Consider the following 23,905-nt stretch of genomic DNA (forward strand, 5'->3'; position numbering starts at 1 on the left):
TGCACCGCCCGGCCGCGTGCCCTAGAACCGCGGCAGGTCGGGGTGGGCGATGCGCCCGCCGCGCACCAGCATCTTCCCGTATTCGGCGCAGCGGTTCAGCGTCGGGATCACCTTGCCCGGATTCAGCAGGCCGCGCGGGTCGAAGGCCCGCTTGACGCCGAACATCTGCTCGTTCTCCGCCGCGCTGAACTGCACGCACATCGAGTTCAGCTTCTCCACGCCCACGCCGTGCTCGCCGGTCACCGTGCCGCCCATGGCGACGCTGGTTTCCAGGATGTCGGCGCCGAACAGTTCGCAGCGGCGCAACTGGTCGGGATCGTTGGCGTCGAACAGGATCAGCGGGTGCAGGTTGCCATCGCCCGCATGGAACACGTTGGCGCAGCGCAGCCCGTACTTCTTCTCCATCTCCTGGATCGCGAGCAGGATGTCCGCCAGCCGCTTGCGCGGAATGGTCGAGTCCATGCACATGTAGTCGGGGCTCATGCGGCCCGAGGCGGGGAAGGCGTTCTTGCGGCCGCTCCAGAAGCGCAGGCGCTCGGCCTCGTCGCGGCTGACCGCCAGCGCGGTGGCGCCGGCGGCCCGCAGCACGTCGCTCATGCGGCCGATTTCCTCGGCCACCTCCTCGGGCGTCCCGTCGCTCTCGCACAGCAGGATGGCTTCGGCGCCGAGGTCGTAGCCAGCGTGGACGAAATCCTCGACCGCGGCGGTCATCGGCTTGTCCATCATCTCCAGGCCCGCGGGGATGATGCCGGCCGCGATGACGGCGGCGACGGCGTCGCCGGCTTTGCGCACGTCGTCGAAGCTGGCCATGATGCAGCGCGCCAGCTGCGGTTTCGGCACCAGCTTGACGGTGACCTCGGTGGTCACCGCGAGCATGCCTTCGCTGCCGACGAACACGGAGAGCAGGTCGTAACCCGGCGCATCCAACGCATCACTGCCGAATTCGACCGGCTCCCCGGACGCGGTGAAGCCGCGCACCTTCAGCACGTTGTGCAGCGTCAGGCCGTACTTCAGGCAGTGCACGCCGCCGGAGTTCTCGGCCACGTTCCCGCCGATGGTGCAGGCGATCTGGCTGGACGGGTCCGGCGCGTAGTAGAGGCCGAAGCTGGCCGCCGCTTCGCTGATTGCGAGGTTGCGCACGCCGCACTGCACGACGGCCGTGCGCGCCGCCGGGTCGATCTTCAGGATGCGGTTGAACTTGGCCAGCGACAGCGTCACGCCCAGGGCATGCGGCATGGCGCCGCCCGAAAGCCCCGTGCCGGCGCCGCGCGCAACCACGGGCACCTCCAGCGCGTGACAGGCCTGCAGGACGGCCTGGACCTGCGCTTCGGTTTCCGGCAGCGCGACCACCAGCGGCCGCTGGCGGTAGGCGGTGAGGCCATCGCATTCGTAGGGCGTGGTGTCCTCCGCGTGCCAGAGCAGCGCGTGCGCAGGCAACACCTCGCCGAGCTTGCGGACGATGGCGGCCTGGCGCTCGGCGCGGGCCTGCACGGCAGTGTCGGCAGCGGCGTTCATGCGGCGAACTCCTCCACGGCGGCCGGGTTGAATTCGATGCCGCTGCCCGGCGCGGCATTCACGACCGCGTGACCGTCTTCCAGTCGCAAGGGGTCCTTCAGGACCGGGTTCCACCAGTCGGCATATTCCAGCCAGGCTCCCGTCGGGCTCGCCAGCAGCAGGTGCGCGCTGACTTCCGGCCACAGGTGGCTGGACAGCGGCGTGCCGTACACCTGCGCCATCGCCGCCACTCGCAACCAGCCGGTGACGCCGCCGCCTTTCATCACGTCGGGCATCACGTTGTCGCGTACACCGGCGTTGAATGCGTGGCGGAAGTCCAGCGGGCCCCACCAGTTCTCGCCCGCCTGCAGCGGCGTCGCCGTCGCCTGGGCCAGGCTCGCCAGCGCGGCGTAGTCATGCGCGAGCACCGGCTCCTCGATCCAGTGCAGGCCTTCGGCATCGAGCGCGCGCAGGCGGCGCTGCGCTTCGGTCGCATCCAGGCTCTGGTTGTAGTCGACCATGAGCGCGACGCCAGGCCCCACCGCTTCCCGCATGGCGCGCACGACGGCGATGTCTTCCTCCAGCGTGGGATAGCCGATCTTCGCCTTCACGCCGGGCAGGCCCTGGCGGGCCCAGGCCTCGGCCGCCTGGGCCGAGCCCGCCACGCCGTCGAAGCCGACACCGCCATACGCCCGCACCGGCCGCGCGGCGGCGCCCAGCAGCGAATGCAGGGGCAGGCCCTGCGAGCGGGCCAGGGCGTCCCACAGCGCCATGTCGATCCCAGCCAGCACCATGCCCACCAGGCCCTGGGTGCCCAGCAGCCGGAAGCGCGCATGCAGCTGGTCCCACAGGGTCGCCGGCGCCAGCGGCTGGCCCTGGACCAACGCTTCGCAGTTGCGCATCAGCTCCGCCGCCGGCTTCAGCGCGGCGGGGGTGTAGGTGAAGGTGATGCTGTGGCCCGGCGCGCCGGTGTCGGTGTGCACGGTGAGCAGGACCAGCGGTGACGCCTCCACCACGCCGGAGGCGGTGCGGTGCGGCGGCATCGGCACCCGGACAGAGCGGACGTCGAAGCGGGTGATTTTCATGATCCGCACTTTAGGCGCGTACGCGCCACCCCGCCTGAAGATTTTTCGCGGCCGGGCTGAAAAAAGGCCGTGCGGTTCAGGCAGCCTGGGTGACCGGTGCCTCGAGTTGCGATTCGAGATGCTGCACCACCCGCTTCGGGTCCTCGATCAGCCGGTCCAGGGTCGCGTGCAGCCGCTGCAGGATGACCTCGTCGTCGACACTGACGTCGGGCGTCAATTCCGCCGCATGGGTCGGCACCCAGACCGAGACGACACGGAAGCGCAGGGTCAGGTGCTGCGGCAACTGCGGCACGGGCTCCAGCCCGCGTGCGACGATGTGCTGGGCCAGCAGGCGGCGCGTGTCGTTGTTCTGCGGCCCTTCGATGAGCACCGCGAAGCGGGTGTCGGCGACCCGGCACACGGTGTCGACTTCGCGCACCACCTGCGAGAGCCGCGATGCGGCGACCACAAGCGCGCGGTCGCCGGCCTCGCGGCCCTCGCTCGCGACGATCTCGCCATGGTTCGACAGGTCCACCAGCAGCACGGTGCAGCGATGGTTGGCGCGGCGCGCGCGCCGCAGCGCGTCGCGCATCCGCAGGCGCAGCACGGGCACGATGGTCAGGCCGGTCAGCGGGTCGGTGCTGTCCAGGGCGCGCATGCGCGCGCGGTTCTCGGTGAATTCCTTGGCGCGCGAATGCAGGATGTACAGCAGCAGCGGGATCTCGACCGCCGAACCGATCAGCACCGCGTATTGCGTGAGCCAGCTGTCCGCGATCAGCCCGGCCGAGCGCAGCGCGGGGAACGGGTACGTCAGGTGGATCGGCAGGAAACCCAGGAACAGCCAGCCCGAATAGCGCTCGCCCTTGCGCCAGGTCCACAGGCACAGCGAGATGCTGACCAGGACCGAGAGCAGTCCGTAGATGTTCAGCAGTTTGAAGGTGAAGGCGTTCGTGAACAGCGTGTAGGCGACGGCGAGGAATCCGCCGAAGAAGGAGAAGCCGACCACCACGCGGTCGATGCGGCGGCTGTAGCGCGGCAGCGCTGTCGCCTCGCGGATGAACCAGATGCCCGAGCCCGCCATCACCAGGACGAAGAACCCGGGCGCCGCGTTGTTCACGGAGGCCCAGAACGGCCAGAAGTACAGCCCGCCCATGCCGGTGAAGGCCAGCTGGAACAGCAGCATGCACGCCACGTAGAGGCAATACGAATGGAACACGCGGTCCCCGTACAGCCTGGCGTGCATCAGGCCGACCGCGAACACCAGCAGCCCGAATCCCAGGTAGCCGCCCACCAGCAGGTAGGTCCATTGACCCTTGTAGACGAGGCTGTGCGACGACAGCAGCTGCACGAAGGGGCTGGTCGGCGCCGGGTGGTTTTCCAGGCGCATCCAGAGCACGCCGGGCTGCTGCGGCACGTTGAAGACGGGGGCGAAGTGCGGGATGTTCCACTGCGCGACGGGCACATGGTCGCCGGAATGCTGCGGGCGCCATGCGCCGTCCGGGCCTTGCGCAAACACGCTGGCCCGGTCGAGGAAGGCGCCGCCATTCAACAGCAGGTACCAGCGGCGCGACGCATCGATCGCGGACAAGTCGAACCGCAGCCACAGCGCGCCACCATTGAGCGCGAAGGCCTGCTGCTTCACCATCGGCTGCAACTGCGCGGCGCCGCCGGCCACCTGCTCGATGGTCGCCTTGCCCGAGGCGTCGACCCAGTATTGCGCCTGCAGCGTGATGTCGCCGTCGCGGTCGGCGGACGACACGGCCGGCACGGCGCTGGCCGCCAGCGCCGTCGCGCAGATGGCGAGTCGCTGGAGCCAGCGCCAGAGCGTTTCGGCACTGATCACTGCGGCCTCCATTCGCCATGGGTGGTCATGCGGTCCTCCAGCCGGTTGACCCACGCCGGCGCGCGCGCATCGTGGTGCCAGCGGGCGACCGTGCCGTGCATCGGCTGCAGCAGTTCCTCGGGCAGCGTGAGCGGACGCGTCTGGTCCAGCAGGAAGCGGGTGAGGAACTGGTAGCCGATCACGCGCGTGAACATGCGCGTGAGCGAGAAGCCGGGCAGGAAGATGCGCGCCACCGTGTCGATCACCCGGGTCACGATCAGGCCGGTCGCGAACAATGCCCGCGTGAGCAGGCCCACGCGTTCGTCGGCGCCGATCTCGCGGGACGCGACCGGCCCGACGAGCCAGCGCGTCAAGGGCACGGGCAGCTGGCGAACGAGCGGCACGCGGATGGACTTCGCCATCGTGTCCAGCAGCGCGCGGCCCAGGGCCGGGCGCACGTCGGGCACCGCCGGTGTGGCACGCGCGGTCGCCTGGAGGCTGTCGAACATCCGGGCCGCTTCATCCATGGATTGCGCCATGAGCTCTTCGCGGATGCCCAGCACGTGGCCGGCCACGTTCCAGGCGTGCAGCGTCGCTTCTTCCTGCGCCGGCGTCAGGGGCTCGGCCAGCGTGCGCATGCCCTTCAGGAAGACGTAGCCGAAGGTGAGCAGCGTGTACGCCAGTTCGAGCTGGTTGCAGGGCAGGCCCAGATGGTCGACGTCCCAGCCGTGGGCCAGCATGGCGGCCTGCATGTTGGTGGCGGGCGTCACGGGCGCACCCGGGGCGATGCGGCCGCGCGCCGCCTCGGGCGGGCCGTGCAGGATCAGGTGGCGGATGGTCGCGTGGATCAGCCGCACCTTGAGCACCTGGGCGACGCCGCCGCCATCGGGGGTCGTGAGCCCACCCTTCATCATCACCGGGAACACCATGGCCGCCGTCTGCCGGATGCGGTATTCGGTGTTGGCCTCGAGCTGGCCGGAAATGTGCAGCACTTCGGCCAGGTGCGGCAGCACGTAGCACTCCGGCAGGCTGGCGCAGAACAGCAGCGTGCAGGACAGCGGGCCGTACTCCATGAACACGTCTTCGGCGAGTTCGATGGCATCGGGCCGCGCCCAGGACGGCAATTGCCGGCCTTCGTCGAGGTAGGCGCGCAGCAGAGCGCCGAGTTCCGCATCGGTGCCCGCCGGGGGCGCCCAGGTGGCGAGGCTGCCGTTGGTGGTCCAGCCGGCCATCAGCCGTGTGACCAGCGCCAGCCGCGCCATCCCGGCGTCCATGGCGCCGGGCGCATCCGACCACGGGCCGACGATCGCGGCAATGGTGCGGTCCGCCAGCGGATCGGCCTGCCGCGTCATCGCCTGCCAATCGGCGGCGTCCGGCGTCACTTGGCCGGCTCCCGGGAGCCGGCCCACTGCGTCCAGGCGACAGCAGCGATCAGCGCCGGGATGCCCATGGCGAAGATGGCGATGATCTTCAGCGCCACCGGCTGCGTGAACGCCACCTGGAACAGCATCATGAAGACGTAGAGCAGCAAGGGCACCAGCGCGGCATGGCGCGCGGTGGCCGTGCCGGGTGACGCGCCGCGAGGCCTGGCCATGGCGAGGAACAAGGTCAGGATGACGGAGCTGACGATCATCCAGCCCTCAAAGCCGCGCACCGTTTCGCCGAACCAGTCGCCGTCCTTCTCCTGCATGATCCAGGCCTTCAGGACGTAGACGAAATACGGGTCCGCGCCGAGGTCGAAGGCGGTGACGATGAGGGCGGCGCCCAGAACGCCCAGCGCCAGCGTCTTCCAGCCGCCGGCCGGCGGCGCGGGCTGCCGCCACAGCGCCAGGCTGGCGAGCACCAGCCCGATGTGGCAGATGCCGAACCACATGAGCGGAATGACGATGGGGACCGACCCGAGGCGTGGGCCCAGGACGTCGGTGTAGGTGTAGCTGCCGAAGAACCAGCCGTGGGTGGAGCCCATCTGCTCGGCGAACCAGCCGAGGGTGCAGCCCAGGCCCAGGAAGATGGCGGCCGCGCGCGGCCCGAACAGGACCCGGCAGGACCACAGGCAGGCGCCGGCCTGCACCAGGGAGGCGACGACCAGCGCCAGCGACAGCGGCGGGTAGGCCACGCCCGTCCAAAGGATCAGGGCGATGGCTCCCCCCGCCAGCACCGTCTTCTCGGCCGTCCCGCTCATCGGCTGGGTTGTAGCATCTTTTTGCCCCGGCCCCACGCCTGGAGGGCCCGGATCATCGAACCCGGATGAAGCTTGCTAGGTTCGTGCACGCAACCAATGCGCCAATGCAACAACCAGCTGGTGACCGATGGGCGAGACCGCCGTGAAATGGATGCAGGCGTGGATGCCGCCCGGATCGTGGCGGTGCGTCACCGGCACGCCCGCGCTGTCCAGGCGCCGCGCCAGCGCATGCCCTTCGTCGCGCAGCGGGTCGTGGCCCATGGTGGCGATCCAGGTCGGCGGCAGCGTGGCCAGCCCGGGCGCATGGAGCAGCGCGAAGTCGGGGTGGCGCCGGAGTTCATCGCGGCCGCCCAGGTAGCCGTCGATGAACCACTTCATCACGCCATGCGTGAGGAACTTGCCTTCGCCGTTTTCGGCCATCGAGGGGCTGGGCTCGGTGTAGTGCTGGGCCACCGGGTAGATCAGGCCCAGCGCACGCACCGCGACGCTGGCGCCGGCGCGCATGCAGGCCGTGGCGGCCAGCTGCGCCCCGGCGCTGTCGCCGGCCAGCGCCAGGCGGGCCGGGTCGGCGCCCAGTTCCACCGCTTGCGCGGCCAGCCATTGCAGGGCAAAGGCCGCATCGTCCACCGCTGCCGGGAACGGATGCTCCGGCGCCAGGCGGTAGTCGACGGCCACCACCAGCATCCCGGCTTCGTGGCACAGGGTGCGGCACACCGCGTCATGGGTTTCCAGGTCGCCGATCACGAAGCCGCCGCCATGCAGGTAGAGCAGCGCGGGGAGCAGCACCGACGCAGGCGCGGGCACGAGCGGCCGGTAGATGCGCAGCGCCAGCGGCCCGCCGGGCCCCTCGACGATGCGGTTCTCCGCGCGCGCCACGTCGGGCGGCGGCAAGCTCAGTGCGGCGGCCAGCTCGCGGTAGATCTGCCGGCCCACGGCGGGTGGCAGGGTCTCCAGCGGCGGGTTGCCCTGGGCCGCGGCCTGGGCCAGGAAGGCGGCCAGGCCGGGGTCCATGGGCGAGGTCGGCAGGGGCGTGTTGGTGAGAGTCATGGCGAGGCCTTGTGAAGAGGATCAGAGATAGGTGGACGCCAGCCCGCCATCGACCGGCAAGTTGATGCCGCTCACCCAGCGCGACGCATCGCCGCACAGGAAGGCGATCACCGGCGCGACCTCGTCGCTGAAGGCCGGGCGCTTCATGCGGTGCGCGTCCTTCTCCACCCGCTCCTGGCCCAGCATCTGCACGAAGTCGCCCAGGATGGGCGTGAACACCGGGCCGGGCGCCACGCAGTTCATGCGCACGCCGCGGCTGAGAAACAGTTGTTGCGACTGGGTGATGCTCCAGACGATCAGTGCTTCCTTGAAGTACTGGTAGCAGCTCTCCTGCGGCACGGGGTTCTTCGCCAGCCAGGCCTGGCCGGCCGCGAAGCCGGCGGTCTCGGCCAGGGCCTTGTGCTGCTCCAGGCGCTGGGGCCATTCGGCGCCGAGGATCGAGGAGATGTTGACGATGCTGCCGCCCTCGCCCATGCGGTCGCTGGCGCGCTCGACCAGGTGGCGCAGCCCGAGGTAGTTGACCCGCGCCACCAGGTCCGCGGGGGCCGTCCCGGGCACGCCGGCGATGTTGCAGAGGGCATCGATCTTCTGCGGCAGCTGCTTCATGGCGGCGTCGATACCGGCGACGTCGGACAGGTCGGCCTTGACGAAGCCGTCGAGCGTGAGCATCGGGTCATTGCGGTCCACGCCGATGACGCGGGCGCCCTGCAGGCGCAGCAGCCGCGCCGTGTCGGCCCCGATGCCGGAGCTCGCCCCGGTGATGACGATGGTTTTTCCTTGGACGGTCATGGAGTGATCCTCTGTGTGGGTTGGATGGATTCGGGAACGGCTGCCGCCGGTGCGCGCGGCAGGCTGGAGGGCCGGGCGCCGAGGCGCTGCGCGATCACGCCCCAGAGGCCCTGGGGCAGGAACAGCGCACAGGCGGCGGCCGCGGCGCCGAGGCCGGCGAGATACCACGCACCCAGGTCGCCGGCCAGCTCCTGCAGCACGAACAGCAGCAGCGCGCCGATATAGGGGCCGGGGCCGCTGCGCAGCCCGCCCACCAGCACCATGAACAGCATCAGCACCGACCACTGCACGCCGAAGTTGGTGCGCGGCAGGAAGGTGATGGCGCTGGCCAGCCAGGCCACACCGGCCAGCGCGCTGCCCAGCGCGGCCAGCACGTAGATGAACTGCCGCGTGCGCATGACGCGCACGCCCAGCGAGGCGGCGGCCTCGTCGTCGTCGCCGATGGCGCGCGCGGCGGTTCCCACGTGGCTGCGCAGCAGCACCGCCATGGCCAGCGCCATGCCGGCCAGTGCCGCCAGCGCGAACCAGTAGCCGATACCGCGCCGCAGGGCGGGTTCCACCGCGTTCAGCGCGATCAGCGAGGTGCCGGTTTCGCCCTGGATCAGCGGGTCCAGCATCACCAGGATGCGGATGACTTCGGCCAGCACCCAGGTGCCGATGGCGAACTCGCCGTCCTTCAGCCGCAGCACGTAGAACGATAGCAGCCAGGCCACGAAGGCCGCGCCCGCAGCGCCGGCCAGCAGGGCGGGATAGGCCGGGAAGCCGCCGTCCACCAGGCGCAGCGCGAAGTAGCCGCCCAGGCCGAAGAACGCCTGCTGGCCCACGGAGACCAGGCCCGCGTAACCCGCCATCAGGTTCCAGGTGGCGGCCAGCAGCATGTAGATGAACAGGGTGGTCAGCTTGTCCACCACCGAGGCGCTCGCGAAGGCCGGCACGCTGGCGAGCAGCGCCACGGCCGCGAGCGCGGCCCAGGCTTGTTGCTGCCTGTTCATGGCACGGTGGCCTTGCGTGCGCCCAGTCCGCGCCAGCGCGGCAGGGCGGGGCGGCCCAGCGTGTGCCGGTGCTGGCGCCACAGGCGCGCGCCCAGCACGGCCAGGAACAGCAGGTGGCCGGCCAGCTGGAAGCCCTGCGGCGACACCATCGCGCCCAGGCTTTGCGCCACCCCCAGCAGGATCCCGCCCAGCAGCGTGCCCCACAGCGAGCCGATGCCGCCGATGACCACGGCTTCGAAAGCCATGATCAGCAACGTGGGTCCGCCGTACGGCTCCACCGTGGCGCGCATGGCCAGCAGCGCCCCGGCCAGCCCCGCGAGCGCGACCGCGATGGCGGCGGCCGCGCGGTGCACGCTGCGCCCGTCGATGCCGCACAGTGCCGCGGCTTCCGGGTCGCTGGCGGCCGCGCGGATGGCGCGGCCCAGCTTCGTGTGCGACAGCATCGCCTGCAGCCCGGCCAGCACGGCGACCGCGAGGACGAAGGTGATCACCGGCAGCTGGCCGACGACGATGCCGCCCGGCAGCGTCCAGCTGGCCCACGCCAGGTCGCCCAGCGCGTTGCCCAGCGAGCGTGCCTCGGAGCCGGCCACGCCGTACAACCCGTTCTGAAGCACGGCGCCCAGGCCGAAGGTGACCAGCAGCGGCAGCAGGATGCCGGCGCGCAGCGTGCGGGCGAACAGCCAGCGCTGCAGCGCCATCCCGATCAGCGCCAGCGCCGGCAGCACGATGGCCAGCGCCACCCAGGGCGACATGGCGGTGCGCTCCGTGAGGGCGATCACGCCGAAGGCGCCGAGGATGGCCAGGTCGCCGTGCGCCAGGTTGATGATGCGCATGACGCCGAACATCAGCGACAGGCCGGCGGCCAGGATGGCGTAGAACCCGCCCAGCAGCAGGCCCTGGATCAGGGCGTCGATCATGCGTACGACTCCATCGGTGTGGCGGTAGCGACGCCGAAATAGGCCTGCGTGACGGTTTCCCGCGAGAGCGAGCGCGCCGCGCCCTGCAGCACGATGCGGCCTTCGCGCAGGCACAGCACGCGATCGGCGAAGGCCATGGCGCGCGACAGGTCCTGTTCGACCAGCAGCAAGCTGGTGCGGCCGTCCGCGCGCAGGCTGGCCAAATTGGCGTACACCTCGTCCACCGCCAGCGGGGACAGGCCCAGGGACACTTCGTCGAGCAGCAGCATGTCGGGATTGGTCATCAGCGCGCGGCCGATGGCGGCCGCCTGCCGCTGCCCGCCGGAGAGCGCGGCGGCGGGGCGGTCGATGAGGGGCGGCAACGCGGGCAGCGCCTCGAGTACGGTGGCCAAAGTCCACATGCCGGTGCGGCCATGCTCGCCGGCCACGCGCAGGTTCTCGCGCACTGTCATGTCGCCGAACAGGCGCCGGCCCTCGGGCACCATGGCAAGGCCACGCCGCACGCGTTCATGGGCTGGCAGGGCCGTGATGGCCTCGCCGGCCAGGTGCACCTGGCCGCCCGCCGCCGGATGCACGCCCGCCAGGCAGCGCAGCAGCGTCGTCTTGCCGGCGCCATTGGCGCCGACCAGGGCGACGACTTCGCCGCGCGCGATGGAAAAACTCAGGTCGCGCACCGCGACCAGCTGGCCGTGCGCCGCGCGCAGGCCCCGCACTTCCAGCAGCATGTCGTTCATGTCGTTCACGTGGGCGCTCCCCCAAGGTAGGCGCGCATCACGCGCGGGTCGGCCATCACGTCGGCGGGGGCGCCTTCGGCCAGCACGGCGCCGGCGTCCATGCACACCAGCCGGTCGATCACGCGCAGCAGCGCGTGCAGAACATGCTCGATCCAGACGATGGTCAGGCCGTCGTCGCGCAGCGCGCGGATCAGCGTGACCAGTTGGGCCAGCTCGCCCTCGGTCAGTCCGCCGCCGATCTCGTCGAGCAGCAGTACCGTGGGGCCGGTGGCCAGCGTGCGCGCCAGCTCCAGGCGCTTGCGGTCCAGCAGGCCCAGCGTGGCGGCGGGCCGGCCGGCCATCGGCCCCAGGCCCACGCGGTCCAGCGCCTGGTGTGCCTGCCGGTCCGCGGCCGCGCCACGCAGCGAGGCGCCGTGTTGCGCGGCCACCAGCGTGTTCTCCAGCACCGACATGCCGAGGAACGGCCGCGGCACCTGGTGGGTGCGCGCGATGCCATGGCGGCAGCGGCTGGCCGCGGGCCAGGCCGTGATGTCCCGGCCCTCCATGAACACCTGGCCCTCGCTGGCCGGCAGCGTGCCCGCCAGCACGCCGAACAGCGTGGTCTTGCCCGCGCCGTTGGGCCCCACCACGCCGAGCGCTTCGCCGCGCCGGATGGTCACATCCACGCCGCGCAGCACGTCCAGGCAGCCGAAGCGCTTGACGATGCGGTGGCCGGCCAGCAGGTCCATGGTCATCCAGCCGCTCTCAGGCCTTGCCCATGGCGTAGGCGGTCATGCGGGCCGTCGTCTGGACCCGCGGATGATCGGCATTGGCGACGATCTCGATGTCGAACTTCGCCTTCGAACCCGGCTTGGCGCGCACCCATTGCACGCCGACCAGCCCCGTGGGCGTGCAGTTGGCCACCGGCCCGGCGGTGAAGTCGACGAGGCCCACCGCCGTCTCGGTCTTGAGCGTGGCCAGGGACTTCGCCATGGCCGCGCGGTCCTTCGCGTCCGGGCAGGCGCGCACGGCGGCCAGCGCGGCGTCGAACAGCGAGGCGGTGGCGCCCAGCTGCTGGTTCCAGGGCTTGCCGCTGGCCTTTTCGTAGCTGTCGGCCAGCTGCGCGCAGGTCAGGCCCGTGGCCGGCGAGCTGAAGGGGAAGCTGCGATGCCAGTAGGCGCCGGCATGCAGGCCGTGGCCGAGCGCGCCCAGAGCGTCCAGTTCGGCGGCGAACAGGCCCGCCTTGGCCATCTGCACGATCTTCACCTGCTGCGCCAGGCCGCGCTGCGCCGCCTGGCGCCAGAACACGGCGAAGTCCGGCGGGAACGGGAAGGTGTTGAAGATCTCGACGCCTTCCTTCTTGAACAGCTGGATCTGCGCCGAGAAATCGGCCACGCCGTTCTGGTACGGGCCGGCGTCGACCACGGTGAAGCCGGCCTTCTGCAGCGCCGGCACCAGCAGGCCGCGGATGGCGTTGCCATCGGCGTCGGCCGGCAGCAGCATGCCCACCTTCTTGTTGGTGGCGACCTTGCTCCACTGGTCGGCGTAGAGCCTGGCGAAGTTGCCGACGCCGAAGGAGAAGTGGTACGTCCACTTGAACGGCGAGGGTTCGCCCGGCTTGGCGCCGCGGCCGAAGTAGAAAGCTTCCCAGGGCGAGGTGGTGGACAGCGCCGGGATGCCCGCCGCCTCGCACACGTCGGCCACCGGGTTCACCGTCTCCGGCGTCGACGTGGAAAGGACCAGGTCCACCTTGTCGGCGTTGACCAGTTCCTTGGCCACCTGCGCGGCGCGCACGGGGTTGGACTGCGTGTCCTTGTGGATGAACTCCAGCTTGAGGCGCTTGCCGCCGGCCGTGACGCTGCCGCCCGCGGCCGCGCGCACGAGGTCGAGCACATGGCCGTCGCCTTCGCCGAAGATGCCGAGCGGCCCCGACATCGGGCTCACGAAGCCGATGCGCAGCGTGTCGCCCTGCGTTTGCGCGCGCAGCGGCAGCGCGGTGGCCGCTGCGCCGGCCAGGCCGGCTTGCAGCAGACGGCGCCGTCCGATGGGGAAGTGGGTGCGGTTCATGGAGAGTCTCCTCAGAAGGGATAGGGATGGGGCGCCTGCTTCAGGGTCAGCCACTGCCACTGCGTGTATTCCTCCCAGTCGGCCGGGCCGCCCACGCTGCTGCCGTTGCCCGCGATGCCGGGGCCGCCGAAGGGGTTGACGCACTCGTCGTTCACGGTCTGGTCGTTGATGTGGACCATCCCGGAATTGAGTTGCCGCGCGATCGCCATCGCGCGGCCGAGCGATGGCGAGATCACCGCCGAAGCGAGGCTGCCGGTGTGGTTGTTGGCCAGCTGCACGGCTTCGTCGTCGGTGGCGAAGGTGAGCAGGTTGGCCACCGGGCCGAACACCTCCTCGTCGTAGGCGCGCATGCCGGCCTTCACGCCCGAGAGCACGGTGGGCTTGTAGAAGAGGCCCTCGTGCTTGCCGCCGGCCAGCAGCTTCGCGCCCGCCGCGATGCTGTCCTGCACGATGGCATGCACGCGGTCGCGCTGCTTCGCATCGATCAACGGGCCCAGCGCCACCTGGCCGCTGGCGCCGTCGCCCACCGGCAGGTGCTGGGCCTTGGCGACCAGCCGCTGCGTGAAGGCCTGAGCGATGCTTTCGTGCACGATGATGCGGTTGGTGGCCATGCAGATCTGGCCCTGGTGCAGCCATGCACCCCAGGCGGCGTTGCTGGCGGCCAGGTCGAGGTCGGCGTCCTCCAGCACGATCAGCGAATTGGCGCCGCCCAGCTCCAGCGTCACCTTCTTCAAGTGCCGGCCGGCGAGTTCGCCGATGCGGCGCCCCACGGCGGGCGAGCCGGTGAAGGCGATCATCGGCACGTGCGGATCGGTCACCAACGCCTCGCCGGTGGGCGCGTCGCCGGGCAGCACGTGCAGCAGGCCGGCGGGCAGGCCTGCCTCCTCGAACACGCGAGCGATCAGGAAGCCGCCGCTCACCGGCGTGCGGCTGTCGGGCTTGATCACCACGCCGTTGCCCGCGGCCAGCGCCGGCGCCACCGCGCGGATCGTGAGGATCAACGGGAAGTTGAAGGGCGAGATCACGCCGATCACGCCGCGCGGCATGCGCCGCGCCAGGCTGGTCACGCCCGGCGCGCTTGCCAGCACCTGGCCCTGCGCCTGCAGCGGCATGGCCGCGGCCAGCTGGCACAGCGTGACCGCCTCGCGGACTTCGTGCTGGCCCTTGGGCAGGATGGCGCCGGTTTCGCGCGCCACATAGAGCGCCAGCTCGTCGAAGTGCTGCTGCAGCAGCGCGGCGGCCCGGTGGAACACGGCCGCCTTCTCGCGCGGCAGCACCTGCGCCCAGGCCTTCTGGGCCGAAGCGGCGGCCGAGCACGCGGCCGCCACGTCCTGCGCGTCGGCGATGCCGACCGCGCCGAGTGCCTGGCCGGTGGCCGGCTCCACGACGTCGCGCGCGCCGCCGCGCGGGCGGGTCCATGCGCCGCCGAACACCTGGCCGGCCCAGGCCGCCGGGTCCAGGAACGCGAGCTTCTCGGAAATCCCCATTTGTCCACTCCTTGCTGAAAAAGAATCGATCGGTGTCTTCTCTTTCGCAACGGGCATACCAAGGGCTGCGTTCCGGCGCTGGAATGCAGCGGTGGGAGCGCCTTCTTCGCTGGGAACTTCAGGGTATTCCCGAGTCCGTTGGCGCGACCCGGATGAGCTGGTTTTCCCTGATCTTGACTTTCACCACCTCGTCAAAAATCGACGTGCAACTTGATCAATTGATGAAACCGAAAATCACCAAGCCGCAGGCGTCGCCACCGGCGGGCCGCGTGTCGCTTGCCGAAGTGGCGCGCGCCACGGGAACAGCCCTGGGCCGCTTCGACGGCGCCGAAACCGCCCGCGCGATGGGCCGCTTCGACGCGTCGCACATCGGCAGCGACGTCCACCCGACCATCGCGGACATCAGCGAGTGCCTGTTCTTCTCGCCCGGCGACGGCCGCATCTGGCTCCAGGACCAGCGCATGGTGCTGCTGCACACCGAGGCGCTGGGCGCGCTCCGCCGCGAGCTGATCGACAGCTTCGGCCCCGACAAGGCGCGCGGCCTGCTCACGCGCGCCGGCTACGTGAGCGGCGCGCGCGACGCGCAACTGGTGCGCCAGCACTGGCCGGATGCCGAGCCGCAGGCGGCTGCCATGGCCGGCACGCGGCTGCATGCGCTCGAAGGCGTGGTGAAGGTGGAGCTGGTGCACGCGCGCTACGACCCCGACACCTCGGACTACGAGGGCGAATTCCTCTGGCACCATTCCAGCGAGGACGACGAGCACATCGCCGCCTACGGCATCGGCGGCGCGCCGGCCTGCTGGATGCAGGTGGGCTACGCCACCGGGTACGTCAGCACGCTGTTCGGCCGGCTGGTGGTGTTTCGCGAAGTGGCCTGCCGCTCCATGGGCGAGTCGCACTGCCGGGTGGTGGGCAAGTCCGCCGAACGCTGGGACAACGTGCAGGAGGACCTGCGCTACCTGCGCGCGCGCGAATTCGTGGACTTCTCGCACCACGCAGGCGCGGCGCCGCAGGCCGCCGACTTGCCGGAGGCGCCGAAAGATGGCGATGCGATGGTGGGCGCCTCCTCGGCCTTCAACGCGGCCTGCCATTCGCTGCACCGGGTGGCGGCCACTTCAGCCACGGTGTTGTTCACCGGCGAGTCGGGCGTGGGCAAGGAGAAGTTCGCGAGCATGCTGCACCGGATCAGCCCGCGCCGCGAGCAGCCGTTCGTGGCGGTCAACTGCGCGGCGATTCCCGAGACGCTGATCGAGTCGGAGCTGTTCGGCGTCGAGCGCGGCGCCTACACCGGCGCCGGCGCCGCCCGGCCCGGCCGATTCGAACGCGCCCATGGCGGGACGCTCTTTCTCGACGAGATCGGCACCCTGAGCTACGTGGCGCAGGGCAAGCTGCTGCGCGCGCTGCAGGAGGGCGAGATCGAGCGCGTGGGCGGCACCCGCAGCATCCGCGTCGACACGCGCGTCGTCGCCGCCACCAATGTCGACCTGCGCCAGGCGGTGCGCGAGGGGCGCTTCCGCGACGACCTGTTCTTCCGCCTGAACGTCTTTCCCATTCACCTGCCGCCGCTGCGCGAGCGGCGCGACGATGTGCCGCTCCTGATGAGCCAGTTCCTCGCGCACTACGCGCGCAAGCATGGCCGCCGCGCCACCGGCTTCAGCCAGGCCGCCGTCAAGGCGCTCCTGAACTACGACTACCCAGGCAACATCCGCGAGCTGCAGAACCTGGTGGAGCGCGCGCTGATCGCCGCGCCCGAGGGCGAGCTGATCGAGGTGCACCACGTCTTCAGCGGCGGGGAAGCGCTGGACAAGCGCGTCCTGTCGGTGCGGCTGGACGGCGAACGGGGCGTGCTCACCGCTGGCAACGCGCCACCGGCCGCCGCGGGACCACCCGGGCCGTTCCCACCCGAGGGGGCGATGGGCTTGAAATCGCTGCCGCAGGTGGAGGACGCGCTGATGCGCCAGGCCCTCGCGCAATGCAGGGGCAACCTGTCCGCTGCCGCGCGCCTGCTGGGCATCACGCGGCCGCAGCTTGCCTATCGCGCGCGCAAACGCGGGATCGTTCAGTAAGCCGCGCCTGTCCCGCCGGGCCCTGGCCTAGACCAGGCTCTTGCGCAGCCACTCGGCGAAGGCGGCGCATTCCCAGCGGTCCATGGTGCCCGTGCGCCAGCACAGGTAGTGCGCATGGGGACTCGGCACGTTGCGCTCCGAGATGCGCTCCAGCGCGCCGCTTTCCAGCCAGGGATGCCCGAGTTTCAGCCGGACCAGCGCGATCCCCAGCCCCTGGGCCGCGGCGTCGCACATCAGGCCGATGTCGTTGAACGACGAGCCTTCGGCCGGTTCGGTGGCGTCCACGCCATGCGCCAGGAACCAGGTGCGCCACGGCTCGAGCGGGCTCTTGATCAACTTGGCGGCCTGCAGCTCCTCCACCGTGTCGAAGGGCCCGTTCTCGCGCAGGTAGGCGGGCGAGGCGAGCGGCGTGACTTCGTCGGTCATCAGGCAGACGTGTTCGACGTCGGCATAGCGGCCGGTGCCGAAGCGGATCATCAGGTCGGCGTCTTCCGCCACCACGTCCAGCAGCGGGATGGACACCTGCAGCGTGAGGTCGATCTCCGGGTAGGCATCGATGAAGCCGCGCAGCCGCGGCATCAGCACGGAGCGCGAGAAGGTGGGCGTCACGGCCACGCGCAGCTTGCGCTTGCCGCCGCTGTCGCGCCCCGGGAAGCGCCCCAGCACGGCCAGCCCTTCGCGCACGTGCGCGAGGTATTCGCTGCCTTCCGTCGTCAGCGAAAAATCAGAACGGCCGAACAGCTTGGTGCCGATGATCTGTTCGAGCTGCCGCACGCGGTGGCTCACCGCGCTCGGCGTGACGCACAACTCCTCGGCCGCGTGGGTGACGGAGCGCAGCCGCGCGAGGGCCTCGAAGGTGTGTAGGCACTGGATGGGCGGGATGCGCGATGTCACGGCAAGCGCAATCTTCAGCGAAAGATCACGGTCTTGTGGCCGTTCAGCAGCACCCGGTGCTCGCTGTGCCACTTGACCGCGCGGGCCAGGACGACGCTTTCGGTGTCACGGCCGGCCGCGGTCAGGTCTTCGACGGTGTAGCCGTGGTCCACCCGCGCGACATCCTGCTCGATGATCGGCCCTTCATCGAGCGCGGCCGTCACGTAGTGCGCCGTGGCGCCGATCAGCTTCACGCCACGGTCGTGCGCCTGGTAGTAGGGCTTGGCGCCCTTGAAGCTGGGCAGGAAGCTGTGGTGGATGTTGATGGCGCGGCCGGCCAGCTTGCGGCACAGGTCGTCCGAGAGAATCTGCATGTAGCGCGCGAGCACCACGAGCTCGGCGCCTTCCGCCTCGATCACCTCCAGCAGCTTCGCCTCGGCCTGCGGCTTGGTCGCGGCCGTCACCGCGACATGGTGGAACGGCACGTTGTAGCTGGCGGCGAGCTGGTAGAAGTCGCGGTGGTTCGACACGATGGCCCGGATGTCGAGCGCGAGCAGGCCGCTCTTCCAGCGGAACAGCAGGTCGTTCAGGCAGTGGCCCTCGCGGCTCACGCAGATCACGGTGCGCATCGGCTGGTCGCCGGCATGCAGCCTCCAGTCCATCCGGAACGGTTCGGCGAACGCCTTCAGCTGCAGCTTCAGGTCGTCCGGCGTGAGCTGCCCGCAGGCGAAGCGCACGCGCATGAAGAACAGGCCGGTGTCGTGGTCGTTGTATTGCGCCGCCTCTTCGATGTTGCCGCCGCGTTCGAACAGGAAGCCCGAAACGGCATGGACGATGCCTGGACGGTCGGGGCACGAGAGAGTCAGAATGTACGCGTGGGACATCGCCGGATTGTCCCAGACTCCCGCAAAGGAAGCTCCATGAAAGCCCTGGTCTACGTCGCCAACCGGATGCACATGATCCTCCTGATCTATGCGGCCAGCCTGCTCTGCGCGGCCGCGCTGTTCGCCGGGTTCGAGGCCAAGAGCTACTGGGACGGCCTCTGGTGGGCCGTCGTCACGGCCCTCACCATCGGCTACGGTGATCTCGCGCCCGCCACGGTGCCGGGGCGGCTCACCGGCATCGTGTTCGGCCACCTCTGGATCTTCGGCGTGATCCCGATGATCATCGGCAACATCATCTCCAGCATGCTGGAGGACCGCAACAAGTTCACGCACGCGGAGCAGGAATGGACGGAGCGGACGCTGCGGCGCATCGCCGACAAGGTGGGCGTCGAGGTGGATGAGCCGCCACCGGACTACTGATCCGGGTTCCCCGGGAGCGTGCCAGAATGACCGCTTCTCCCCCAGCTGCACCGGAGTCCGCCATGGCCACTACCGACTTCAACATGGACAACCACTGGTTGCCCTTCACGCCGAATCGCGCATTCAAGAAAGCGCCGCGCATCTTCGTCGGCGCCGACGGCATGGAGTTCACCACGCACGACGGCCGCAAGGTCGTCGACGGCATCTCCAGCCTGTGGTGCGTGGGCGCGGGCCACAACCGCAAGCCGATCAACGAAGCCATCAAGAAGCAGCTCGACACGCTGGACTACGCGACCGCGTTCCAGGCGTCGAACGACCAGGCGTTCAAGGCCGCCGAGATGATCGCGGCGCTCGCCCCGGGCGACCTCAACAAGGTGCTGTTCTGCAACTCCGGCTCCGAAGCCGCGGACACCGCGTTGAAGGTCGCGCTGGCCTATCACCGCGCGCGCGGCGAGGGCCACCGCACGGTGTTCATCGGGCGGGAGAAGGGCTACCACGGCGTCGGCTTCGGCGGCATGAGCGTCGGCGGCATTCCCGCCAACCGCAAGGTGTTCGGTTCGGCGTTCCTGCCGCGTGTGGACCACCTGCGCTTCATCCACGACCCGGTGAACAACGCCTACATCCACCACCAGGAGCCCGAATGGCAGGAGGACATCCTGCTGGAGCTGGAGAACCGCATCCTGCCGCTGCACGACCCGAGCAACGTGGCCGCCGTCATCGTCGAACCCGTCGCCGGTTCGGCGGGCTGGTACCTGCCCCCCAAGGGCTACCTGAAGCGCCTGCGCGAGATCTGCGACAAGCACGGCATCCTGCTGATCTTCGACGAGGTCATCACCGGCTTCGGCCGGCTGGGCACCAACTTCGGCGCGGACTTCTACGGCGTCGTGCCGGACATGCTCACCTTCGCCAAGTGCGTCACCAACGGCGTCATCCCGCTGGGTGGCGTGGTGTGCCGCGACAAGCTGTACGAGGCGATGATGAAGACCGATGCGCCCGAGCACGTCATCGAGTTCTTCCACGGCTACACCTATTCGGGCCATCCGGTGGCGTGCGCCGCCGCCATCGCCACCCTGGAACTGCTGCAAAAGGAAGCGCTGTTCCAGCGTGCGGGCGAGATGGGCAAGGTGCTGGGCGATGCCTTCCATTCGACGTTCAAGGGCCTGCCCAACGTCATCGGGATCCGCAGCATGGGCCTGGCCGCGGCGGTGGAACTCGCGCCCATCGCCGGCTCCCCCGGCAAGCGCGCCTACGACATCTTCGTCGACTGCTTCAACAATGGTTCGCTGGTGCGGCCGGCCGGCGACGTGCTGGTGATCGCGCCGCCGTACATCGTGGAGAAGTCGCACATCGACCGGCTGGTGAACACGCTGGCCGACTCCATCCGCAAGCACGCCTAGCCGGCGCACGGCGGTGGACGCGCAGCGGGTCGGCGTGATGGTGCCGACGTACAACCGGCCCGAGCTGCTGCGGTCGTGCGTGCTGCAGCTCGCTGCGCAGTCGCGTCCGCCGGACGTGATCTGCGTCCACCAGAACGGCCATCCGGAGTCGTACGTCTGGAGCGTCAACGACCTGCGCATCGCGCCCCGCATCGTGTGGATCCACACGGCCCAGCGCATCCCGCAGCACCATTGGTACGCCACGCCGCTGCGCTACCTGCTGGACGATGGCTGCACGCATTTCTTCTGGGCCGACCACGACGACCTGTACCTGCGCGAGCACGTCGCCGCCGGGCTGCAGGAACTGGCCAACTACGACTTTTCCATCTCCCGCTACTGCGGCGTCCTGTTCACCAAGGGCGGCGACTACCGCTACCAGCAGGACGTCGAGTTCGCCTCGCACGCGCCCGGCGGCATGAGTTCCACGATGTGCTTCAACCGCGCGTTCGCGCTGCAGCTGCTGCAGGACCTGCTGGAAGACACCACGCACGGCTACTCCGACAACGTGGTGGCCCAGGTGACGATGCCGCGGTTCCGCTGCTACGTCTCCCAGCGCCGGACCGCCGTGTACCACTCCCACGAGGGGTCGATCTCCTCCGCCATCTGGCTGGACCAGGTCTTCAAGTGAAGCGCACGCCGCCTCAGGACGGGTTCGCGGGCGCCATCTGGCGCCGCATCTCTTCGCAATAGTTCCTGGCCGGCGGTTGCGCCGGCAGCGTCACCGATCGCACCGCCAGCGTGCCCGGCAGGTGCAGCGGCACGCCGAGTGACGGATCCACATGGCCCGCGCCGGCCACCAGCAGCACGGTGCGCCCGCGCTGCGCCGCGGCCGCGAGGGTCTGCGCCATGGCGCGGTCACGGGCGATCTGGACACGGGTCATCGGCGCGATCTGCGTTTCCGGCAAGAGGCCGCAGTGCCCGTCGCGGATCGCCTGCCGTTGCGCCTGGAGGGCGGCAGGGCTCAACAGAGTGTCCAGGGAGGCGTCCTGCATGGCCGGGCGCATGCGGTCCCGGGCCAGGTTGGCCCCCAGCACCGGCACACCCGCTCGCACCGCGGCCATCACGACCGGGCCATAGGTCTCCCAGGGCCAGCCCGCGGTGTTCCACTTCAGTGCCGCCCGCACTTGCGCCTCGTCGGCGTTCGCGGGCAGGTGTGCCGTGGTGGTCCCCTGTTCGGCCATCTCCATGGCCAGGGCGGCGAGCGTGTGGCTTTTGGCGAGCCGCTCCACCCATTGCAGCTGGGCCGCCCGATGGGAAGCCGCGTCGTGCTGTTCGCCCAACAGCACGGCATCGGCGTGGGAGGACCCGAGCCAGGCGCAACCGCTCAACCAGAGGGCCAGGAAGGCCGGAGAAAGTCGCATCCTGCAGATGCTACCGTCGCGCCAGGACTCCCCGTTAGTGGATGACGAGCGGGTTCTGCGCCAGTTCGGCGTAGCCGTCGAGCGTGGTTTCGACCTCTTCCTGCGTGGGGGTATTCAGCTGCCAGGCATTGATCTGCCGCTGGAAGGCATCCGCCCACATGCCGTCGAGGTAGACCTCCTTGTTGGAGCGCTTGTCGACGATTTCGAAGCCATGGCGCACGACGCGCGGAGGGGCTTCACCCTCGGCCGGCTCGTTGGCCTGCATGTGCACGACGACGAACGCGTCCGAGTCATAGAGCATTTGCATGTTGGTTCCTTTGCCTTCCCAGTTGGCTGCCGCGGCGCCCGTTTCAAGGGCCCTCGACCTTGGCAGCAAGCCCCTTGGGCCATGGGTACACAGTAGGCACGAGGGGGGTCACCCCCTGTCGGTTGAGGACCAGCGGTGATCGACCGTATCGCCATTGGGGTTTGTCAGACGCAGGCGCACGGGGGCGTAATCCATGCGGGGCGCGAGCCACAGTTCGATCTGCTGGTCGAACTCCTTGCGCGGCTTGCGTTGCAGCTTCAAAGCCCGCACCGCACCGCCGGGCAACGCGAGGTCTTCCTCCGCGATCACGTCGAAAAACCAGGTTTCCGCCTCGCGCGTACTGGCCGTGGGAACGGCGATCTGCGCGCCGGGCGGGTAGCGCGCGGGCTGGCCGCCGACCAGGGCCGCGAGTTGCAGCATCACGCTCAGGCGGTCCTGCGCCCCGGCGGCCAGCGGCGCCTCGGGCCGGTTGTTGCTGAAGATGACCCGGCCGCCTTCGCGATCGAAATGGGTGGCCTGCTCGCCGCGGCTCTTGTCGTAAAAGGCCTTGGGCGCCAGGCCCTCGGGGGTGATGCGGCCGCTGCTGCGCTGTTCGCGGCGGGGGAACAGCAGCCCGTGCAGCGAGAGCTTGGCCTCGTACTCGTTTCCGTCGTGGCGCCATTCGAGTTCGGCGTTGCCCTGCACCGGAATGCCGCGCACTTCGGCGACCACGTCGTAACGCAGGCGCGCGGGTGCGGGAATGGTGAACTGGGAAGACGGGGGGGCCGTGCTGGCCGCCGTGGGCTCCGCTGCTGGCGCGGGCCCGGTCGACTCCCCGCTGCTGGTTGGCATGGATTCAGGTGCAGCAGCCTGCAGCGCAGGCAACGTCTCACGCGGGGCCGGACGCGCGGCAGCGGGCGGCCTGGGCGTGTCCGCCGGCCGCTGGAGCGGTGCCGGCGTCGCGACGGATGCGGTGCTCACGGCGGCCGGCGTCGAAAGCGGAACGGCGATGGTGCGCGTGACGAAGCCGCGCACCGCGTCCGCTCCCGGTTGCACCAGGCCCTGCGCATGCATCCGCAGCAGCACCGCGTGGGCAGCGAGCACGGCCAGCGTGAGCGGCATGAGTTGCCGCCACACGGGTGCCGCCGCCGCGTTCATCCGCGGTACCCGAGATCGCTGGAGAGTTGCGCGGCAGCTGCGCGCAACGGCCCTTCGGCCGCGCCGCCCCATTCCGCATCGAAGCTGCCCGACGGGCCCAGGGCCACCATGCCCAGTGCCATGTGCCCGTCGGAGTCGAACACCGGCACGCAGAAACCCACGATGCCGGGCAGCAAGGTGTCCACGACCCGCGATGCGCCGCGCTTGCGCACGTCATCCAGGGCGGCGCGCACTTCGGCCATGGTCACCGGCACGTCCGTGCGCCCCTGTTTCTGCGCCCGCGCCATCTCTTCGCGCAGCATCGGGGCGATCGCCTCCTTGGGGGCATAGGCGGCGAAGCACAGGCCGGTCGCCGAGGTGAGCAGCGGCATCACGTCCCCCAGCCGCAGGTTCACGGTCACGGCGTGCGGCGATTCTTCCCAATGCACGATGGTCGGCCCGTGGTTGCCCCAGACGGCGAGCGCCAGCGTGTGGCCGATCTGTTCCATCAGCGCGGTCGCGCGCTCGCGCGCCAGCTTCACCGCGTCCAGCCGGGACAGCGACGCCAGCCCCAGCTTCAGTGCCGCCGGGCCCAGGTCGTAGCGCGTGCTGGCCCCCTCCTGCACCACCAGCTGCAGGCGCTGGAAGCTCACGAGGTAGCGGTGGGCCTTGGCGGCACTCATGCCGGCGGCCTTGGCCAGGTCGCGCAGCATCAAGGGGCCGGGTGCCTGCGCCAGCGCTTCGAGCAGGCCGAAACCCACTTCGACGGACTGGATTCCGGCGCGTTCCTTGGTCACCATGCCAGCCTAGTAGAATTACGATTAGGTAAATTCATTTCACAATGCGTAATGTCTCCGCGGTGTCCGGC

At 70.0% G+C, this 23,905-nt stretch carries 23 protein-coding genes; 4 read left to right on the forward strand and 19 right to left on the reverse strand.

What is annotated here, in order from left to right; genetic code table 11:
• Window positions 1-21: 21 nt before the first annotated feature.
• From FN976_RS17815 to FN976_RS17875, 13 genes are all read right to left on the reverse strand, one after another.
• On the reverse strand, window positions 22-1,515 hold the full coding sequence (locus FN976_RS17815) for an FAD-linked oxidase C-terminal domain-containing protein (protein ID WP_145894401.1): 1,494 nt from the start codon (window positions 1,513-1,515) through the stop codon (window positions 22-24).
• Window positions 1,512-2,579 (reverse strand): enolase C-terminal domain-like protein, encoded by a 1,068-nt coding sequence (locus tag FN976_RS17820; RefSeq protein WP_145894402.1) that lies wholly within the window; start codon window positions 2,577-2,579, stop codon window positions 1,512-1,514. The genes FN976_RS17815 and FN976_RS17820 overlap by 4 nt, the downstream gene beginning before the upstream one ends.
• Before the next feature lie 76 nt (window positions 2,580-2,655).
• The gene (locus FN976_RS17825) at window positions 2,656-4,401 is read right to left on the reverse strand and encodes a sensor domain-containing diguanylate cyclase (RefSeq protein ID WP_186510961.1); all 1,746 of its coding nucleotides are present in this window, start codon (window positions 4,399-4,401) and stop codon (window positions 2,656-2,658) included.
• On the reverse strand, window positions 4,398-5,762 hold the full coding sequence (locus FN976_RS17830) for an oxygenase MpaB family protein (RefSeq protein ID WP_255440552.1): 1,365 nt from the start codon (window positions 5,760-5,762) through the stop codon (window positions 4,398-4,400). Before FN976_RS17830 ends, FN976_RS17825 begins: the two co-directional genes overlap by 4 nt.
• Window positions 5,759-6,562 carry a carotenoid biosynthesis protein gene (locus FN976_RS17835; protein WP_145894404.1) on the reverse strand — a complete coding sequence of 268 codons (804 nt, stop codon included), beginning with the start codon at window positions 6,560-6,562 and terminating at the stop codon, window positions 5,759-5,761. The genes FN976_RS17830 and FN976_RS17835 overlap by 4 nt, the downstream gene beginning before the upstream one ends.
• 75 nt (window positions 6,563-6,637) lie before the next feature.
• The gene (locus FN976_RS17840) at window positions 6,638-7,609 is read right to left on the reverse strand and encodes an alpha/beta hydrolase (RefSeq protein WP_145894405.1); all 972 of its coding nucleotides are present in this window, start codon (window positions 7,607-7,609) and stop codon (window positions 6,638-6,640) included.
• 21 nt (window positions 7,610-7,630) lie between these two features.
• Window positions 7,631-8,398: a coniferyl-alcohol dehydrogenase gene (locus FN976_RS17845; RefSeq protein ID WP_145894406.1), complete on the reverse strand. Its 768-nt coding sequence runs from the start codon at window positions 8,396-8,398 to the stop codon at window positions 7,631-7,633.
• On the reverse strand, window positions 8,395-9,390 hold the full coding sequence (locus FN976_RS17850) for a branched-chain amino acid ABC transporter permease (protein ID WP_145894407.1): 996 nt from the start codon (window positions 9,388-9,390) through the stop codon (window positions 8,395-8,397). Before FN976_RS17850 ends, FN976_RS17845 begins: the two co-directional genes overlap by 4 nt.
• The gene (locus FN976_RS17855) at window positions 9,387-10,307 is read right to left on the reverse strand and encodes a branched-chain amino acid ABC transporter permease (protein ID WP_145894408.1); all 921 of its coding nucleotides are present in this window, start codon (window positions 10,305-10,307) and stop codon (window positions 9,387-9,389) included. The genes FN976_RS17850 and FN976_RS17855 overlap by 4 nt, the downstream gene beginning before the upstream one ends.
• A complete protein-coding gene (locus FN976_RS17860; protein ID WP_145894579.1) occupies window positions 10,304-11,041 on the reverse strand; it encodes an ABC transporter ATP-binding protein in 738 nt (245 codons plus the stop codon). Before FN976_RS17860 ends, FN976_RS17855 begins: the two co-directional genes overlap by 4 nt.
• Window positions 11,042-11,046: 5 nt before the next feature.
• Window positions 11,047-11,775 (reverse strand): ABC transporter ATP-binding protein, encoded by a 729-nt coding sequence (locus FN976_RS17865; protein ID WP_145894409.1) that lies wholly within the window; start codon window positions 11,773-11,775, stop codon window positions 11,047-11,049.
• A 10-nt stretch (window positions 11,776-11,785) separates the two neighbouring features.
• Window positions 11,786-13,087, reverse strand: coding sequence for an ABC transporter substrate-binding protein (locus FN976_RS17870; RefSeq protein ID WP_222432840.1), 1,302 nt, complete (start codon window positions 13,085-13,087; stop codon window positions 11,786-11,788).
• 11 nt (window positions 13,088-13,098) lie between these two features.
• Window positions 13,099-14,574 (reverse strand): benzaldehyde dehydrogenase, encoded by a 1,476-nt coding sequence (locus FN976_RS17875; protein WP_145894410.1) that lies wholly within the window; start codon window positions 14,572-14,574, stop codon window positions 13,099-13,101.
• A 221-nt stretch (window positions 14,575-14,795) separates the two neighbouring features.
• Between FN976_RS17875 and FN976_RS17880 the strand changes: the two genes are divergently transcribed.
• Window positions 14,796-16,640 carry a sigma-54-dependent Fis family transcriptional regulator gene (locus FN976_RS17880; RefSeq protein WP_145894411.1) on the forward strand — a complete coding sequence of 615 codons (1,845 nt, stop codon included), beginning with the start codon at window positions 14,796-14,798 and terminating at the stop codon, window positions 16,638-16,640.
• A gap of 27 nt (window positions 16,641-16,667) precedes the next feature.
• Here FN976_RS17880 and FN976_RS17885 read toward each other — a convergent pair whose 3' ends face one another.
• Window positions 16,668-17,534, reverse strand: coding sequence for a LysR substrate-binding domain-containing protein (locus FN976_RS17885; RefSeq protein WP_186510963.1), 867 nt, complete (start codon window positions 17,532-17,534; stop codon window positions 16,668-16,670).
• Window positions 17,535-17,548: 14 nt separating this feature from the next.
• Complete coding sequence (gene purU, locus FN976_RS17890) at window positions 17,549-18,397, reverse strand: formyltetrahydrofolate deformylase (protein ID WP_145894412.1); 849 nt, start codon at window positions 18,395-18,397, stop codon at window positions 17,549-17,551.
• 36 nt (window positions 18,398-18,433) lie between these two features.
• Here purU and FN976_RS17895 point away from each other — a divergent pair, with 36 nt between their 5' ends.
• From FN976_RS17895 to FN976_RS17905, 3 genes are all read left to right on the forward strand, one after another.
• Window positions 18,434-18,817 (forward strand): potassium channel family protein, encoded by a 384-nt coding sequence (locus FN976_RS17895; protein WP_186510965.1) that lies wholly within the window; start codon window positions 18,434-18,436, stop codon window positions 18,815-18,817.
• A 62-nt stretch (window positions 18,818-18,879) separates the two neighbouring features.
• Window positions 18,880-20,214 (forward strand): omega-aminotransferase AptA, encoded by a 1,335-nt coding sequence (aptA, locus tag FN976_RS17900; protein ID WP_145894414.1) that lies wholly within the window; start codon window positions 18,880-18,882, stop codon window positions 20,212-20,214.
• 13 nt (window positions 20,215-20,227) lie between these two features.
• Window positions 20,228-20,881 carry a glycosyltransferase family 2 protein gene (locus FN976_RS17905; protein ID WP_145894415.1) on the forward strand — a complete coding sequence of 218 codons (654 nt, stop codon included), beginning with the start codon at window positions 20,228-20,230 and terminating at the stop codon, window positions 20,879-20,881.
• Between the two features lie 13 nt (window positions 20,882-20,894).
• On the opposite strand, the gene FN976_RS17910 is transcribed toward FN976_RS17905, so the two are convergent.
• The 4 genes from FN976_RS17910 to FN976_RS17925 all read right to left on the reverse strand — a co-directional run bounded on the left by FN976_RS17910 (window position 20,895) and on the right by FN976_RS17925 (window position 23,834).
• A complete protein-coding gene (locus FN976_RS17910) occupies window positions 20,895-21,614 on the reverse strand; it encodes a ChaN family lipoprotein (protein ID WP_145894416.1) in 720 nt (239 codons plus the stop codon).
• Between the two features lie 34 nt (window positions 21,615-21,648).
• Window positions 21,649-21,921: a BTH_I0359 family protein gene (locus FN976_RS17915; RefSeq protein WP_145894417.1), complete on the reverse strand. Its 273-nt coding sequence runs from the start codon at window positions 21,919-21,921 to the stop codon at window positions 21,649-21,651.
• A 108-nt stretch (window positions 21,922-22,029) separates the two neighbouring features.
• Window positions 22,030-23,058, reverse strand: a complete 1,029-nt coding sequence (locus tag FN976_RS17920; RefSeq protein WP_222432841.1) for a DUF3108 domain-containing protein — start codon at window positions 23,056-23,058, stop codon at window positions 22,030-22,032.
• Entirely contained in the window at window positions 23,055-23,834 is a 780-nt protein-coding gene (locus tag FN976_RS17925; RefSeq protein ID WP_145894582.1) for an IclR family transcriptional regulator, read from the reverse strand. Before FN976_RS17925 ends, FN976_RS17920 begins: the two co-directional genes overlap by 4 nt.
• Window positions 23,835-23,905 lie beyond the last annotated feature (71 nt).

Source organism: Caenimonas sedimenti (assembly GCF_007833165.1).
Lineage (GTDB): Bacteria > Pseudomonadota > Gammaproteobacteria > Burkholderiales > Burkholderiaceae_C > Ramlibacter > Ramlibacter sedimenti.

Coding starts and splice junctions, on each gene's coding strand:
- FN976_RS17875 (WP_145894410.1), bottom strand. CDS start 14,574: ATGGGGATTTCCGAGAAGCTCGCGTTCCTGGACCCGGCGGCCTGGGCC.
- FN976_RS17895 (WP_186510965.1), top strand. CDS start 18,434: ATGAAAGCCCTGGTCTACGTCGCCAACCGGATGCACATGATCCTCCTG.
- FN976_RS17855 (WP_145894408.1), bottom strand. CDS start 10,307: ATGATCGACGCCCTGATCCAGGGCCTGCTGCTGGGCGGGTTCTACGCC.
- FN976_RS17860 (WP_145894579.1), bottom strand. CDS start 11,041: ATGAACGACATGCTGCTGGAAGTGCGGGGCCTGCGCGCGGCGCACGGC.
- FN976_RS17835 (WP_145894404.1), bottom strand. CDS start 6,562: ATGAGCGGGACGGCCGAGAAGACGGTGCTGGCGGGGGGAGCCATCGCC.
- FN976_RS17920 (WP_222432841.1), bottom strand. CDS start 23,058: ATGAACGCGGCGGCGGCACCCGTGTGGCGGCAACTCATGCCGCTCACG.
- FN976_RS17840 (WP_145894405.1), bottom strand. CDS start 7,609: ATGACTCTCACCAACACGCCCCTGCCGACCTCGCCCATGGACCCCGGC.
- FN976_RS17815 (WP_145894401.1), bottom strand. CDS start 1,515: ATGAACGCCGCTGCCGACACTGCCGTGCAGGCCCGCGCCGAGCGCCAG.
- FN976_RS17870 (WP_222432840.1), bottom strand. CDS start 13,087: ATGAACCGCACCCACTTCCCCATCGGACGGCGCCGTCTGCTGCAAGCC.
- FN976_RS17880 (WP_145894411.1), top strand. CDS start 14,796: ATGAAACCGAAAATCACCAAGCCGCAGGCGTCGCCACCGGCGGGCCGC.
- FN976_RS17915 (WP_145894417.1), bottom strand. CDS start 21,921: ATGCAAATGCTCTATGACTCGGACGCGTTCGTCGTCGTGCACATGCAG.
- FN976_RS17850 (WP_145894407.1), bottom strand. CDS start 9,390: ATGAACAGGCAGCAACAAGCCTGGGCCGCGCTCGCGGCCGTGGCGCTG.
- FN976_RS17820 (WP_145894402.1), bottom strand. CDS start 2,579: ATGAAAATCACCCGCTTCGACGTCCGCTCTGTCCGGGTGCCGATGCCG.
- FN976_RS17845 (WP_145894406.1), bottom strand. CDS start 8,398: ATGACCGTCCAAGGAAAAACCATCGTCATCACCGGGGCGAGCTCCGGC.
- purU (WP_145894412.1), bottom strand. CDS start 18,397: ATGTCCCACGCGTACATTCTGACTCTCTCGTGCCCCGACCGTCCAGGC.
- FN976_RS17910 (WP_145894416.1), bottom strand. CDS start 21,614: ATGCGACTTTCTCCGGCCTTCCTGGCCCTCTGGTTGAGCGGTTGCGCC.
- FN976_RS17865 (WP_145894409.1), bottom strand. CDS start 11,775: ATGACCATGGACCTGCTGGCCGGCCACCGCATCGTCAAGCGCTTCGGC.
- aptA (WP_145894414.1), top strand. CDS start 18,880: ATGGCCACTACCGACTTCAACATGGACAACCACTGGTTGCCCTTCACG.